The following is a 14,672-nucleotide window of genomic DNA, read 5'->3' on the forward strand; positions in this document are numbered from 1 at the left end:
CATCACATCAGATTGGGTCGATGCCTTGCAGGATGCTCAGTCAAAGGCAATTGAGCAACTGTTATCTGTATGGATGTACAGCAATTTGTGTGGTCAGCACTCAGAAAAATGTGGGCACTAGCCTGCCTGCGATACGGACAACTCGGCACATCTGACACTCCGAGGTGATGCAATCGCAGGCAAGCCAGCTCCCACAGGGGGCTTCAGCGTTTTGAAGATCAGTTGTTATTGATATCCACGTTCTTGGTTTCTTTCAGGCAGAACAACCCCACAATCAAGCTCACGCCGGTCACCACCACCGGGTACCACAAGCCGTAGAAGATATCGCCGGTGTACACCACCAAGGCAAACGACACGGTCGGCAGGAACCCGCCAAACCAGCCGTTACCGATGTGGTAGGGCAGCGACATCGAGGTGTAGCGGATGCGCGTCGGGAACAGTTCCACCATCAGCGCTGCCAACGGGCCGTAGCACATGGCGGCGATCAGGATCAGCACCACGATCAGCACCACCACCATCACTTTGTTGACCTGGGCCACATCCGCCGAAGTCGGGTAGCCGGCCAGGGTCACCGCGCCGCGCAGGGCCGCTTCGTCGTAACCGTCGATGCGCACATCACCCACGCTCACCTGCACCGGGCTGCCGGCTGGCGCGGCGGCGCTGCTGTATGGCAGACCTTGCTTGACCAGGAAGGTCTTGACCTTGTCACACGGGCTGTCAAAACGCGCCTTGCCCACCGGGTCGAACTGGAAGGTGCAGGTGGCCGGGTCGGCCAATACGGTAATCGGCGCCTGGTGGCTGGCCTGGTCCATCGCCGGGTTGGTGTAATGCGCCAGCCCTTTGAAGATCGGAAAGTACAGTGCGGTGGCCAACAGCAAGCCGAGCATCAGCACCGGTTTGCGCCCAACCTTGTCCGACAGCCAGCCAAACAGGATGAAGAACGGCGCGCCGATCACTACGCTGATAATCAACAGCATATTGGCCAGGGCCGGGTCCATCTTCAGGAACTGCGTGAGGAAGAACAGCACATAGAACTGCGCCGCATAGAAGGTCACTGCCTGCCCGCCGTTGATACTGAACAGCGCAATCAGCACCACCTTGAGGTTTTCCCATTTACCGAAGGATTCGCGGATCGGCGACTTGCTGGCCTTGCCTTCCTCTTTCATCTTCAGGAATGCCGGCGACTCATGCAGGCTCATGCGGATCCAGGTGGAAATACCCAGCAGCACAATCGAAAACAGGAACGGAATGCGCCAGCCCCACACCTCGAACTGGTCACCGGTGAAGTAACGGCAAGCCAGCACCACCAGCAGCGACAGCAGCAAGCCAAGGGTGGCTGTGGATTGAATCCAGCTGGTGTGCAGGCCGCGTTTGCCGGCCGGTGCGTGCTCGGCCACATAGGTGGCTGCGCCGCCATATTCACCGCCTAACGCCAGGCCTTGCAGCATGCGCAGCACGATCAGAATGATCGGCGCCGCAATGCCGATGCTGGCATAGGTCGGCAATAGCCCGACACAGAAGGTCGCGACACCCATCAGGATGATGGTGACCAAAAACGTGTACTTGCGCCCGATCATGTCGCCCAGGCGGCCGAACACCAACGCGCCGAACGGCCGCACCACAAAGCCTGCGGCAAAGGCCATCAAGGCGAAGATGAACGCCGTGGTGTCGTTGACCCCGGCAAAAAATTGCTTGCTGATCACCGCCGCCAGGGCGCCGTAGAGGAAAAAGTCGTACCACTCGAACACCGTCCCTAAAGACGAGGCGAAGATGACTTTCCTTGATTCGCTGCCGGTGCTCGCCTTGACGGCCGAGCCCAGGGGTTGAGCATGTTCTGACATCGGGTATCCCTCACAGTGATTATTTATTGTTGTTCCACTGTCGGCGCCGGGTGCGGCGCCGCTATTCAGATTGCATGAACCGTTTCTCTCTGCGGGGCGAGACTCCTTGTGTTCGGCGAAAGCATCAGCTGCGCTGCCTTTTCCGCAATCATCAGTGTAGGTGAGCAGGTGTTGCCGGATGTAATGCGTGGCATCACCGAGGCATCGGCAATACGCAGGCCCGGCACGCCATGTACGCGCAGTTGCGCATCGACCACGGCATCTTGGTCATCGCCCATGCGGCAAGTGCCCACCGGGTGGAAAATCGTCGTGCCGATACGCGCGGCGGCTTCATGCAGTTGTTCTTCGGTTTGCAGCGCGTCGCCCGGCAGGTATTCCACCGGCTTGAAGTGGCTCAAGGCCGGTGCGGCGACGATGCGGCGGGTCAGGCGGATCGCGTCGGCGGCCACGCGCAAATCTTCGGGATGGCTGAGGTAGTTGGGCCGTATCAGGGGTGCATCCGCCGGGTTGGCGGAGCGAATATCAATGCGGCCACGGCTTTGCGGGCGCAGGTCGCACACCGACGCGGTGAATGCCGGGAAGGCATGCAACGGCTCGCCAAAACGCTCCAGTGACAGCGGCTGCACGTGGTATTCAAGATTGGCCGTAGTCTGTTCCGGGCCGGAGCGGGCGAAGGCGCCAAGCTGGCTGGGCGCCATGGACAACGGGCCGCTGCGGTCATACAGGTAGCGCAGGCCCATGCCCATTTTGCCCAACAGGGTGCCGGCGATCTGGTTCAAGGTGCGTGCGTTTTCCAGCTTGTAGATCAGCCGCAGTTGCAGGTGATCCTGCAGGTTGCCACCGACACCCGGCAGTTCATGCAGCACGTTGATGCCCAATGGCTTGAGCACAGTGGACGGGCCAATCCCTGAGCGTTGCAGGATGCCCGGCGAGCCGACAGAACCGGCGCACAGGACGATTTCCTTGCGTGCTTTCCAGCTTGATTGCTGGCCATGCTGGCGCCCGACCACGGCCGAAGCGCGACCGTTTTCCAGCACTACACGGTCGACTTCCACTTCGGTCAGCACGGTGAGGTTGGGGCGCTGGCGGATCGGCTTGAGAAACGCCTTCGCCGCGTTCCAGCGCACCCCGGCCTTTTGGTTGACCTGGAAGTAGCCGCAACCTTCATTGTCGCCCTGGTTGAAATCGCTGATCGGCGCGATACCACTCTGCGCCGCCGCATCGCGAAAGGCATCGAGGATCGGCCAGTGCAGGCGCTGTTGCTCCACGCGCCATTCACCGCCGTCGCTGTGAAATTCCGAGCCGCCGGCAAAATGGTTTTCGCTCTGTTTGAACAGTGGCAGCACGTCTTTCCAGGCCCAGCCGGGGTTGCCTGCGGCGGCCCAGCCGTCGTAATCCTGGGCTTGGCCGCGCATATAGATCATGCCGTTGATGGACGAGCAGCCGCCCAGCACTTTGCCGCGTGGGTAACTCAGTGCACGGCCCTGCAGGCCTTCCTGGGCTTCGGTCTTGAAGCACCAGTCGGTGCGCGGGTTGCCGATGCAGAACAGGTAGCCGACGGGGATGTGGATCCAGGGGTAATTGTCGCGGCCACCGGCTTCGAGTAGCAGCACGCGGTGGGCGGGGTTGGCGGACAATCGATTAGCCAGCAGGCAGCCTGCGGGGCCGGCGCCTACGACGATGTAATCGTATTCAGCAGTTGCAATGGGCATCTGAGGTCTCGCTTGTTTTTCTTATTGGGCCCATCCTAGTTGTTAGTTTTCGTCTTAAAAATGTTAGTTTTTACCCAGCTGCTGTGCGTTTTTAAACAGCGGCACTTAAACCTCGAAGCAACGTTATGCCTGTGGCGAGCGAGCTTGCTCGCGCTGGGGCGCGAAGCGGCCTCGTCAAAGTAAGCGCGGTGGCTTAGATAAAGTGTAGTGGCAGGCATTGGGGCCGCTGCGCAGCCCAGCGCGAGCAAGCTCGCTCGCCACAGTAAGCGCCAGCCACAGGTGCCGGGCCAGGCATTAGAAGGTACATTTGTCCAAGGGAGGCGACATGTTCGACTGGAATGACCTGCGGTTTTTTCTTGAGTTGCAACGCAGCGGCCGCCTGCTCACCGCTGCACAGCGCCTGAAAACCACGCACGCTACCGTGGCCCGGCATATCGAGGCCATCGAGAAAAGCCTCGGCACCGCGCTGTTCGTGCAGCATGCCCAGGGTTACGAACTGACGCCTTCCGGTGAAGCCCTGCTCAAGCACGCCGAGGCCATGGAAAACGTCGCGTTGCTGGCCGAAGACGAACTCACCCATTCCGCTGCGCCGCTGGGCAAGATCCGCCTTGGCGTGGCTGAGGGGTTGGGCGTGATGTTCCTCGCCAGCCGCATGGGCGGGCTGTTCGAGCGTTATCCGGGGCTGGAAGTGGAACTGGTGGCGGTGCCGCGCTTTGTGAGCATTCTCAACCGCGAAGCGGAAATCAGCATCCACCTCGAACGCCCCAGCGTTGACCAACTCGTCACGCGCAAACTCACCGACTACCGCCTGGCGCTCTACGCCAGCCGCGCCTACCTTGCGCGCAATCCGCCGATTGAAAAACGTGAAGACCTCGCCGCCCATGCATGGATCGATTACGTGGATGACCTGCTGTTCAGCCAGGAACTCAAGTTCCTCAGCAGCTTTTGCCGCAACCCCAAAGTGGTGTTCCACAGCACCAGCGTGATTGCTCAACACCAGGCGGCGCGTTCGGGATTGGGCATTGCGGTGCTGCCGTGCTTTATGGCTGCTGGCGACCCGGACCTGGTGCCTTTGCTGCCGGCAGAAAGCATCCAGCGCAGCTACTGGATCAGCTCGCGCCGGGAACTGCACAAGTCGGTGCGGTTGCGGGTGTTGTGGGATTATGTGGTGGAGTTGTGTGCGCGCGAGCAAAGCTTGCTGTTAGGCGAAACCCACTGAATAAACCGGATAAAAAATGTGGGAGCTGGCTTGCCTGCGATGAGTCCCTGTCAGTCAACTTATTTGTTGAATGACACACTGCAATCGCAGGCAAGCCAGCTCCCACATTGGGTTTGTGTTGTGTCAGTGAGGGGTCAGAGCTTCACCACCTGATGCACCTGCTCAGCACACGCCCGCGCCTCGTCAATCATCTTGCCAAACGCTTCACTGGCGACTTCTGCATGGGTCAGCCAGCGTATCTTCTGGCTCAGGCGATAGTGATACTGCAGGCCGTCATCCGTGCGCTTGCCATCCAGATCCAGGTCATACCAGGGCGAACGCACCTGGCAGCCGGGGATGGCTTTTTCCATCTGCCCACCGGTCAGCGTGAAACGGTAGTCGTAGGTTTCGGGGTTGCCCAGGTAAAGGTCGGCTTGTTGATCATGGCGACGGTAGTTGATGAAACCATCCCAACGGCCTTTGAGTGACTCGTCGGTGTAGACGTAGTCGTTCGCGAGCTTTTCCAGCGCGCGCTGGTCGTTCATGCTGGCGTTGACGGTGTAGCCGTCGTGCACCACGAAGGCGGTGGGTTGGCGGGTGATTTTACAGTCGCTGATTTCGTTGCCAAAGTTGCCGCAGATGTTCTGGTCGGTGGCGGTGGTGCCTTGCTGGCGGTCGGCGACGCTCATTTGCATCAGCGGCAGGCGGCTGAAGGTGATGGTGGCCTGGGTGGCGCCATTGCCTTGCTTGTCGAAGTGCACTTTTTTGTCCAGGCGCAGGGTGGTTTCCGGGCGTTCCAGCGGGATCTGTTCTTCGCGTACCTGGCCCTGAGCATCATTGACCAGCACCCAGCGGTCTTGAATGTCGGGCATGGTCTGGCCGGGTGCGAACACCGGATTGGTCGGGTCGAGCCACCAGACCTGGCCATCGACTTCGGCACGCACGATGGCGTGGTTCGCTGCATTGGTGCCGGGGATCAACAATGAGAACGCCACGTCGCCACGGCTGACCCAGGCGGTTTCGGCCTTGATGCCGCTGGCCTTGAGCATTGCGGTCAGCAGGATCGCCAGGTCTTTGCAGTCGCCATAACCATGCTGCTCGATTTCCGCCAGGTTGAACGGCACATAGCCGCGCTCGGTGGCGCGCCAGTCGCCCAGGTAGCGGTAGTGATCGTTGATGTGCTGCATCAGCGCTTCGACCTGTTGTGCCGGCGCCAGGTTGCGTGCGGCAGCTACGGCTGCGGCCGCTTGCGCCGGCAGGTTGGCGCCGAGGATCTGGTTGTAACGCTGGGCGAAATCACCGAAATACGCCTGGCGCTCCAGGGCGCTGCCCACTTCCAGGCGCGGGATGCGTTGCAGCGCGGCGCTGGAGGATTCGTTGATGTAATTGAGATAGGTCGGTTTTTTTTGCACCACGTCCAGGGTTTTGCCGTTGGCAGATGCCGTTACTTTGAAACCGTCGAACAACTCACTGCGCCACTGGATCGGGCGCTCGGCGGTAAAGCGCGCCTTGACGTGGTCGCGCCGGAATGTGCTGGGGCCAAACATGATTGCGTAGTGAAACTGGGTCACCAACGGTTTGGCGGCGCGACGTTCGCGCACGGTGTAGCGAATTTGCGTGCCTACGCGCAGGTTTGGGAAGGCCAGCGAGGTTTGCTTGTAGCGGCTGAAGCCTTGGTCCGGGTTGGGCGCGGTGCGCGTGTCGATTTGCGCGGCGTCCAGCGCGACCGGCTTGGCGCCTGGTTGGGTGGATTGCGCGCTGATCACTTCAAAGGTGTCGCCTTCGGAGTAATCGAAGTCGATGCGCGAGAGCATTTCGCGGCCGTTGGGCTTGAGGATGGTGTAGTGCTGGGTTGTAGTGCAGTCGGTGCTGGCGTCGCGGTTGAAGTGGCAGTGCAGCTCGGTGTCGCTGGCCAGCGGGGCTTCGGCCATGGGTTGCAGGGCGGCACTGACACCGTGGGAAACCAGCCCCAGGCTCAGGGCAAGCAAGGGGCTGTGAAACGAAAAACGATACAAACGGTGCGAACGGTACATTGGCGCCTCGGGTGACACAGTGGAACAACTACCCGATGGGTAGTGAGAAGGCGCCGGATGATAATGGATCGCAACAACAAAAGCCAGGATTGTCTGACAATTAATGTGTCTGAAAGGCCCGTTCTAGAGCCTTTTGGTTGATTTTTGTCAGGGTTTTAGCAGTTCAAATTCGGCACTGGCGAGCTTTTCGCCGTTCACCAGCACATGCACCCAGTGCTTGCCTGCGTAATGCTTGCGCGTGGTCAACTCGCGAATATGTTGTTCGCGGCGGATGCTCTGATGTTCGCCCGCGCCCAGGGTAAAGGCCTTGAGCTTGAACACTTTGGCCGCGCTATGGCCGGCACTTTTTACGTAGTCGATGGCGTAGTCGACCACCAGCTTCTGCGCGGCGGTGGCGGTGGATTCCAGACTGAACGACAGGTTGATCCGCTCGCCCAGGTTGATCACCGCCGGTGTGACTTTCAGGTGGTGAATGTTTACCTCGGCCTTGGCGCCGGCGCCCATGATCGTGAGTGCGCGGGTATTGCCTTGCTTGATCAGGCTGCGCAAGGCGTGCCGGGCGATCCAGGCCGTGTGCGGGTTGTCCAGGTTCCAGCCTTCGATCAGGCTGAGCACCCAGTCCGGGTGGTCCTTGGTGATGTCGTTGAGGTGGTTGGCCACCGACTTGCGCACATACAGGCTGCTGTCGGCCTTGAGGTTATCCAGGATCGAGGCGCACAGCTGCGGGTTGGCCTGCACCTGGGCCAAGCGAAAGGACCACGGCAGGCGAGGGCGCGAGCCTTCACTGGCGAGGCGACGCACGTGTTCGTTGGCGTCCAGCGACCACTGCTGCATCACGGCCAGGGTACGCTCGAAGTCGTTCAACAAGAACGGGCGAATGGCGAACTCGGCCGAGCCAAACACGGTGAAGTATTTGAGCGCGGCCATGGAGCGCTTGAAGTCACTTTGCCCGTAACTGGCCACGTAGTGCGGCAGAAACAGGCACACAAATGAACTGTTCAGTCGCGGAGCCAGCGCATGCAGCAGCTTGAGGGTTTGCGCGTAATCCAGTGGGATTACCGCATGCAGGCTCTCACTGACCCGCGCCATGCGCTGCATCACCGACAACTCGGCCAGCCCGGCTTTGGCGTGCTTTAGAAACCCTTTTGCATCAAAGGCCGGGTACACCGCTGTCATTTCACTGGCGATGTGTTGCAGGCGTTCAACGTTGAAGATTTCCTTGAGGGCCGGGGCGCTTTGGTCGGTCATCGGTGATTCCATGGCTAGAGAAACCAGCGGTATTCCCGCGCGTTGATCTCTTGTTGAAAGGCCAAGTGGTCCTGGCGTTTGTTTTCGCAGTACACGTCGATAAATTCGGCGCCCAGCTTATCGCGCAATACCGCTTGATGCTGCATGGCGCGTACGGCATCGAGCATTTCCAGGGGGAAGTCGGCGCCGCTGTTACGGTCCTCATTCAGCGGGGCGATGGGTTCTTGCCTGGCTTCAAGGCCATGCTCCAACCCTGCCAGGATCGCTGCCAGCACCAGGTAGGGGTTGGCATCGGCACTGGCCAGGCGGTGTTCGATGCGCAGGTTGCGCGGGTCGGAATCGGGAATACGCACGCACGCGTCGCGGTCTTCAAAGCCCCAGCTGGCACGCGTTGCCGCGTTCACGGTGCCACCCAAGCGGCGGAAGGCGTTGTGGTTGGGCGAGAAAATCGGCATGCAGTGCGGCAACAATTCCAGGCAACCGGCCACCGCGTGGCGCAGCGGTTGCTGCTGGTGCGCCGCGAGTAAATTATTGCCCGCGCCGTCATACAGGCTGACATGCACATGCATGCCGCTGCCGGGAAATTGCAGGTAAGGCTTGGCCATAAAGCTGGCGCGGTAGCCATGCTTGAGTGCCACGCCACGCGTGCTGCGGCAGAACAGCGCGGCCCAGTCGGCGGCGCGCAGGCCGTCGTCGCAGTGGCCGAAGTTGATCTCGAACTGGCCAGGGCCGAGTTCGGCGGTGATCACCGTGATGTCGATGCCTTGGGCCTGGGCGGTTTGCGCCATGTCGTCGAGCACTTCGCTGAAGCGCGACAACCGCTCGATGTGCAGGTTGGGCTGGTCGTCAGCGTCATCACTCAGCGGGTCGCGGGCGAATTGCGGCAGGCCGTCGTCGAGCTTTTTATCGAACAGGTAAAACTCCAGCTCAAACGCCACCACCGGGTGAATGCCCTTGTGCTGCAGGCGCTCCAGCACCTTGGCCAGGACTTCACGTGGTTCAAACTCGATGGGCGCTTCAGTGCCATCCGAGGTGATCAGCATCTGCCCCAGCGGTTGCGCTTCCCAGCTCACCGGCTTGAGCGTGCCCGGCACCAGGCGGCGATTGGCATCCGGGTCGCCGTCGTGGAAGCAATAGTCACCAATTTTGAACAGCCCGCCCTGGGCGCCCAGCAGCACGGCATTTTGCGGCAGCTTCAGCGGGCTGCCGGCGGCGACTTTTTCGAGCATCTCCACCGGGTAGCGCTTGCCGTAGAAATGGCCGGGAATGTCCAGGGCGATCAGGTCGACGTAACGCACCTCGGGGTGGTTCTGGCGAAAGGTCCGTACTTCGGCCAGCAACGTGGAGGGTTGGCTTTTCACGGGTGTTGCTCCTAGTTGTAAACCCACAATACGCGGGCGGGCAGATCAGTCAGGTTGGCGTAGCGGCAATGGGCAAAACTGGCCAGGTGGAAGCTGTCGCCTTGGCCGAGGGTGACCGAATCGGCTTCACCTTCCACCCATAGCGTCAACTCGCCCTCCAGTACAAAACCGGCCTGTTCGGCGCGGTCGCTCATGGTGTGCTCGCCACTGTTGGCGCCGGGCGCCAACAGGCTGTCGAGCATCGAAAAGGCGCCGTGCATGCTTGGCGAAACCAGAATGTCGGTGATGCCATTGGCGTAATACACCGTGCGCCGCTCGTTGGGGCGTGTGACCCAGTCGACGGCCTTGGGTTTGGGCAGGCTGTAGAAGTAGGTGGTGGGCACATCCAGGGCGTGGCTGATGGCAGTCAGGTCGGCCACAGTAGGGCGTGACAGGCCGCGTTCGACTTGAGACAAAAAGCCCACCGAGCGCTCGATTTTTTGCGCGAGTTGGGCAAGGGTGAGTTTCTTGTGCTTGCGCAGATCGTGGATGAGCACAGCCAGGGCGTCGAGTTCTTGTTGTTGGTTCATGAAATTTATGTCGAGAAATTTCATGAAAAATTACACGGATTATTTCACGGTGGCAATGGGTGTGGCATAGCTTTTGTGGCGAGGGAGCTTGCTCCCGCTGGGCAGCGAAGCGGCCCCAATCGATCCACTGCGTTGGTTCAGGTGTTACTCGGCCAGCCTTTTTGGGGCTGCTGCGCAGCCCAGCGGGAGCAAGCTCCCTCGCCACAGTGGGGGGCGTGACATAGTGGGAAACTGAATGGTCCGAGCCAGTTGCGGAGGGTGTTTTTTCAGCGCACACCTGCTGCCTAAGCTTTTGTGGCGAGGGAGCTTGCTCCCGCTGGGCCGCGAAGCGGCCCCAATCGATCCACTGCGTTCGTTCAGGTGTTACTCGGCCAGCCTTTTTGGGGCTGCTGCGCAGCCCAGCGGGAGCAAGCTCCCTCGCCACAGTGGGGGGCGTGACATAGTGGGAAACTGAATGGTCCGAGCCAGTTGCGGAGGGTGTTTTTTCAGCGCACACCTGCTGCCTAAGCTTTTGTGGCGAGGGAGCTTGCTCCCGCTGGGCCGCGAAGCGGCCCCAATCGATCCACTGCGTTCGTTCAGGTGTTACTCGGCCAGCCTTTTTGGGGCTGCTGCGCAGCCCAGCGGGAGCAAGCTCCCTCGCCACAGTGGGGGACGTGACATAGTGGGAAACTGAATGGTCCAGGCCAGTGGTGGAGGGTGTTTTATCAGCGCACACCTGCTGCCTAAGCTTTTGTGGCGAGGGAGCTTGCTCCCGCTGGGCAGCGAAGCGGCCCCAATCGACCCACCGCGTTGGTTCAGGCGGTACTCGGCCAGCCTCTTTGGGGCTGCTGCGCAGCCCAGCGGGAGCAAGCTCCCTCGCCACAGTGGGGGGCGTGACATAGTGGGAAACTGAATGGTCCAGGCCAGTGGTGGAGGGTGTTTTATCAGCGCACACCTGCTGCCTAGGCTTTTGTGGCGAGGGAGCTTGCTCCCGCTGGGCAGCGAAGCGGCCCCAATCGATCCACCGCGTTGGTTCAGGCGGTACTCGGCCAGCCTCTTTGGGGCTGCTGCGCAGCCCAGCGGGAGCAAGCTCCCTCGCCACAGTGGGGGGCGTGACATAGTGGGAAACTGAATGGTCCGAGCCAGTGGTGGAGGGTGTTTTATCAGCGCACACCTGCTGCCTAGGCTTTTGTGGCGAGGGAGCTTGCTCCCGCTGGGCCGCGAAGCGGCCCCAATCGATCCACTGCGTTCGTTCAGGTGTTACTCGGCCAGCCTTTTTAGGGCCGCTGCGCAGCCCAGCGGGAGCAAGCTCCCTCGCCACAGTGGAGGGGCGTGACATATTGGGAAACTGAATTGAACGGAGGTATTGCTGTGGCTTGCTAGGGTAAATGGATCATTCATTCAATCGCAGAGCAAAGGATTGCTTCAGAAACCCAATTCTCACCTATTGCGACGTGGCCGTTATTCAGAGGCGGGTCGGGCTTACTTGGTAACTGCTGTGGTCTATCAGCGCCGCCCGGTGTTTGCCAATTTTCGCTTGGGGCGGTTGTTGGTGGCAGAGTTCAAACAGGCTCATGACCTTGAGATGGTTAACTCTTTGGCTTGGGTCATCATGCCAGACCATTTCCATTGGCTATTTGAACTCAGAGCCGCATCGTTGCCGCAAGTGATGAAAAGGGTGAAGTCGCGCAGCACATTGACCATCAATCGAGCCTGTCATGCACGGGGCGCGTTCTGGCAGTGCGGGTACCATGATCGCGCAGCGCGCGCTGAGGAGGATCTTATAAAGATCGCACGCTACATAATTGGCAACCCATTGCGCGCTGGGTTGGCTGAACATATCGGCGATTATCCGCTCTGGGACGCAGCCTGGTTATAGACCCGGCGCCCTTGTGGCGAGGGAGCAAGCTCCCTTGCCACAGGAAGGGTGCAAACTTGAATGATTCCATGCGCCTGCGGTCGGAACCTGGGTACGCATCATTCATTGAAGGAGCACCCATGAAGTCCAAGACCCTAGCCGCTTGCCTGCTGCTCACCGCTGGCCTGTCCACCGTCAGCTTTGTCGTGCAGGCCGGTGATACACCCCAGGAAACCGTGCAGCCTTCCAGCATCAATACGCGGGATCTGAAAGAAGGTGATCGCGCCCCGGATATCCTGATGCGCAAGGAATCGGCGGTCAGCGACTGGAAAAAACGCGGCCTCAAGCAGCCTGAGGCAGACAGCCAATGGGCGCGGGTGGGTGACAAGTTTGTGCTGCTCAAAACCACCAACGGCACCATTCTTGAGATCACCCCCGTCAAGCGGTGATCGGTCTGTTTTCCTCGCTCTTGCGTTAAGGTAACCGGCCACACCGGTCGTGTTACCTCACCCATCACTTCGGCCTCGGCGTCACCCAGGTCGACCTGGAGATCAGCCTGCCTTCATTTTCATTGGGCCGTCGTTGAAGGCAGATCATCCAGTGTGAGCTTGCCGACGTTGTTGCTTTGCAGTTCGTAGCGCAACTCTTCAACCATCTTGGCCACTTCTTGCGCGGTTTGCAGCCGGTTGGTGCTGATGCCTGTCACCACCAGATCAACACGGCCGGTTTCGGCGTCGTAGACCTTGAGGGTCAGGGACGCGTCCCGGCACAGGGTGAACTCGCAGGTCAGCGGTGACAAACCTTCTTCGATGCAGTTGCGCAGTTGAGAGAGGGTAAACATGGGCCTCGGCCTCCTCAACGACGACGCAGCAACAGGCCCACAAGCAGGCCGATACCGGCGACGACAGCCACGGTAGCCAGGGGTTTGTTTTTGGCGAAATCACTGACAGTGTCCAGCGCGTCGCCGTACGTTTGCTGCAGTTGACCTGCGGCCTGACGCGCCACACCTTCAGCGTGCAATTGTTCATCGCCGGTGAGGTCGCCGATAAAGCCCTGGGCCTTGCCGGCAACCTTCTCTACGGCGCCTTTGACTTGTTCGCTTTTCATCGTGCTTTCCTTGGAAGAGATCAAACCATTACGGCACGGGACCAAAGGCCCTGTGCCCACCCTTCAAGGTTAAGCAGCGTACGCCAGCGCAATAAGGCGAATTTGCACTGGTCGCACTAGTGCATTTGCACTCTATGGTTTGCTTTTGACGCGCAGTTCGCCGGCAAACAAGCCGCGCTCCCTGGCCCATACAATGGCCGCGCTGCGGCTGTGCACACCGAGTTTGGAGTACACCGTGGCCACATGATTACGCACCGTGTTGGGCGCAAGCTTCAGGCGCGAGGCAATTTCCTTGTCGGCCAGGCCTTCGCAGATCAAACCCAGCACATCACGCTCACGGGCGGTAAGGTCGGTGAAGGCTACGTTCGGCAGGTTGGGGCTGTTGACGCTCTTGGCGTTGGCCAGTTTCTCGATCAGGGTCTGGCTGAACCAGGAGGCGTCTTGCATCACCTCCTCAATGGCCGCCACCAGCTCCAGCTCCGAGCGTTTGCGTTCGGTGATGTTCATCAGCACCAACAGGTAGCAGGGCACGTCCTCGATAATCACGGTGTCGGCGGAGACCACGCAGTCGATCACCTCGTTGCCTTTCTTGCGCACCTTGAGGTCCTGGCCTTCGAGGTTGCCGGCTTTTTCCAGGGTGGCGAACAACTGCGCTCCAGCAGGGGCGCTGTCGATGAAGTTGATGTCCTCAACGTTCTTGCCGATCAGCTCTTCGCTGATGTAACCGGTGATGTTCATGAACGCTTCGTTGATGTCCACCACTTGCCGGTTGGCGGCGTTGCACACCAGGGTCGGCACCGGCGTGAGGCGAAAGGATTTGGCGAACCGTTCTTCGCTCTGGCGCAGGGCGATTTCTGCCTTGCGCCTTGGCTCCAGGTCGGTAAAGGAAAACAGCATGCAGTCTTCCTCGTTCATGTCCAACGGCTGGCCGGCGACAATCACCAGTTTGCTGCCGCCCTCGGGCAGGCGCAGTTCAGCCTGCATCTGCGGGATGGTCGCACCTTCGCTCAGGCGCTGAATGGCCAGGTCCTTGCGATCGGCGTGTTCCAGTACATCCAGTTCATAGACGGATTTGCCGATGACCTGATCGCGGTTGTAACCGGTCATCTCCAGGAAACCCTGGTTAACCTTGATGTAGCGCAGGTCGCTGAGGCGGCAGATCACCGCGGGTGCCGGGTTGGCGTTGAAGGTTTTTTCGAAGCGCTGCTCGGCGCTGGCCCATTCGGTGGCGTCGCTGAGGATCAGCACCAGCAGTTCCGGTTCACCGTGGGCGTCCGTCAGCACCAGGCTGCGCAAGCGATGCACCCAACTGCGGTCCTCGTCGTCAACGGGGGTGACTTCCACCACCACATCGCTGAATTCTTCACCGGCTGCGATTCGGCTGAGCGGGTAGCTGTCCAGCGGCAAGGGGTGGTTGTTGCGATAGCGCAAGGCGAAGCGCTTGGCGTATTGCTCGGTATTGGCGCCGAGCTGCTCGACCTCACTGACCCCGTGCATGGCCAGCGCGGCTTCGTTGGCCCACAGAATGGTCTGGTCGACTTCGGCCAGGATCACACCGTCCGATAACCCGGAGATGATCTGCTGCAATTGGCGGCGGTTGGTTTCTTTGGCAAGAACGTCCTGGGTCATGGTCTCTCCGGGGATGGGCGCATGAAGGGTACGACACCCAGGCATCAGGATAGTGCACACAGAGTGCCCGTTGCGGGGTGCGAATGCACCAGATGCTCTGGTGCATTTGAGCGGGGACGACCGGCAGCGGTCTCGCC

The 14,672-nt window shown here is 60.3% G+C and carries 12 protein-coding genes; 3 read left to right on the forward strand and 9 right to left on the reverse strand.

Features of this window, described 5'->3' with window-relative positions; genetic code table 11:
* Positions 1 to 218 precede the first annotated feature (218 nt).
* Together AOA62_RS01840 and AOA62_RS01845 are read right to left on the reverse strand one after the other, a co-directional pair.
* A complete protein-coding gene (locus AOA62_RS01840) occupies positions 219 to 1,841 on the reverse strand; it encodes an MFS transporter (RefSeq protein WP_017135018.1) in 1,623 nt (540 codons plus the stop codon).
* Between the two features lie 65 nt (positions 1,842 to 1,906).
* Positions 1,907 to 3,553 carry a GMC family oxidoreductase gene (locus AOA62_RS01845; protein ID WP_099547660.1) on the reverse strand — a complete coding sequence of 549 codons (1,647 nt, stop codon included), beginning with the start codon at positions 3,551 to 3,553 and terminating at the stop codon, positions 1,907 to 1,909.
* A 325-nt stretch (positions 3,554 to 3,878) separates the two neighbouring features.
* Between AOA62_RS01845 and AOA62_RS01850 the strand changes: the two genes are divergently transcribed.
* Positions 3,879 to 4,772 carry a LysR family transcriptional regulator gene (locus AOA62_RS01850; RefSeq protein ID WP_099547661.1) on the forward strand — a complete coding sequence of 298 codons (894 nt, stop codon included), beginning with the start codon at positions 3,879 to 3,881 and terminating at the stop codon, positions 4,770 to 4,772.
* Positions 4,773 to 4,906: 134 nt separating this feature from the next.
* On the opposite strand, the gene AOA62_RS01855 is transcribed toward AOA62_RS01850, so the two are convergent.
* From AOA62_RS01855 to AOA62_RS01870, 4 genes are all read right to left on the reverse strand, one after another.
* Positions 4,907 to 6,766, reverse strand: a complete 1,860-nt coding sequence (locus AOA62_RS01855) for a DUF3857 domain-containing transglutaminase family protein (RefSeq protein WP_099547841.1) — start codon at positions 6,764 to 6,766, stop codon at positions 4,907 to 4,909.
* Positions 6,767 to 6,931: 165 nt separating this feature from the next.
* The gene (locus AOA62_RS01860; RefSeq protein WP_099547662.1) at positions 6,932 to 8,032 is read right to left on the reverse strand and encodes a DNA alkylation repair protein; all 1,101 of its coding nucleotides are present in this window, start codon (positions 8,030 to 8,032) and stop codon (positions 6,932 to 6,934) included.
* Between the two features lie 14 nt (positions 8,033 to 8,046).
* Complete coding sequence (locus AOA62_RS01865; RefSeq protein WP_099547663.1) at positions 8,047 to 9,393, reverse strand: glutamine synthetase family protein; 1,347 nt, start codon at positions 9,391 to 9,393, stop codon at positions 8,047 to 8,049.
* Between the two features lie 11 nt (positions 9,394 to 9,404).
* Positions 9,405 to 9,962 (reverse strand): helix-turn-helix domain-containing protein, encoded by a 558-nt coding sequence (locus tag AOA62_RS01870; RefSeq protein WP_017135024.1) that lies wholly within the window; start codon positions 9,960 to 9,962, stop codon positions 9,405 to 9,407.
* 1,399 nt (positions 9,963 to 11,361) lie between these two features.
* Here AOA62_RS01870 and AOA62_RS01900 point away from each other — a divergent pair.
* Positions 11,362 to 11,820, forward strand: coding sequence for a transposase (locus AOA62_RS01900; protein WP_099547842.1), 459 nt, complete (start codon positions 11,362 to 11,364; stop codon positions 11,818 to 11,820).
* A 119-nt stretch (positions 11,821 to 11,939) separates the two neighbouring features.
* The gene (locus tag AOA62_RS01905; RefSeq protein WP_017138987.1) at positions 11,940 to 12,248 is read left to right on the forward strand and encodes an RcnB family protein; all 309 of its coding nucleotides are present in this window, start codon (positions 11,940 to 11,942) and stop codon (positions 12,246 to 12,248) included.
* Between the two features lie 119 nt (positions 12,249 to 12,367).
* On the opposite strand, the gene AOA62_RS01910 is transcribed toward AOA62_RS01905, so the two are convergent.
* The 3 genes from AOA62_RS01910 to AOA62_RS01920 all read right to left on the reverse strand — a co-directional run bounded on the left by AOA62_RS01910 (position 12,368) and on the right by AOA62_RS01920 (position 14,535).
* Positions 12,368 to 12,640, reverse strand: a complete 273-nt coding sequence (locus AOA62_RS01910; RefSeq protein ID WP_017138988.1) for a DUF1652 domain-containing protein — start codon at positions 12,638 to 12,640, stop codon at positions 12,368 to 12,370.
* A gap of 14 nt (positions 12,641 to 12,654) precedes the next feature.
* Positions 12,655 to 12,906: a CsbD family protein gene (locus tag AOA62_RS01915; RefSeq protein WP_017138989.1), complete on the reverse strand. Its 252-nt coding sequence runs from the start codon at positions 12,904 to 12,906 to the stop codon at positions 12,655 to 12,657.
* Positions 12,907 to 13,038: 132 nt separating this feature from the next.
* A complete protein-coding gene (locus AOA62_RS01920) occupies positions 13,039 to 14,535 on the reverse strand; it encodes a PAS domain S-box protein (protein WP_017138990.1) in 1,497 nt (498 codons plus the stop codon).
* Between the last annotated feature and the right edge of the window lie 137 nt (positions 14,536 to 14,672).

The sequence above is a fragment of the Pseudomonas sp. 2995-3 genome (assembly GCF_002742565.1).
In the GTDB taxonomy this organism is placed as follows: Bacteria; Pseudomonadota; Gammaproteobacteria; order Pseudomonadales; family Pseudomonadaceae; genus Aquipseudomonas; species Aquipseudomonas edaphica.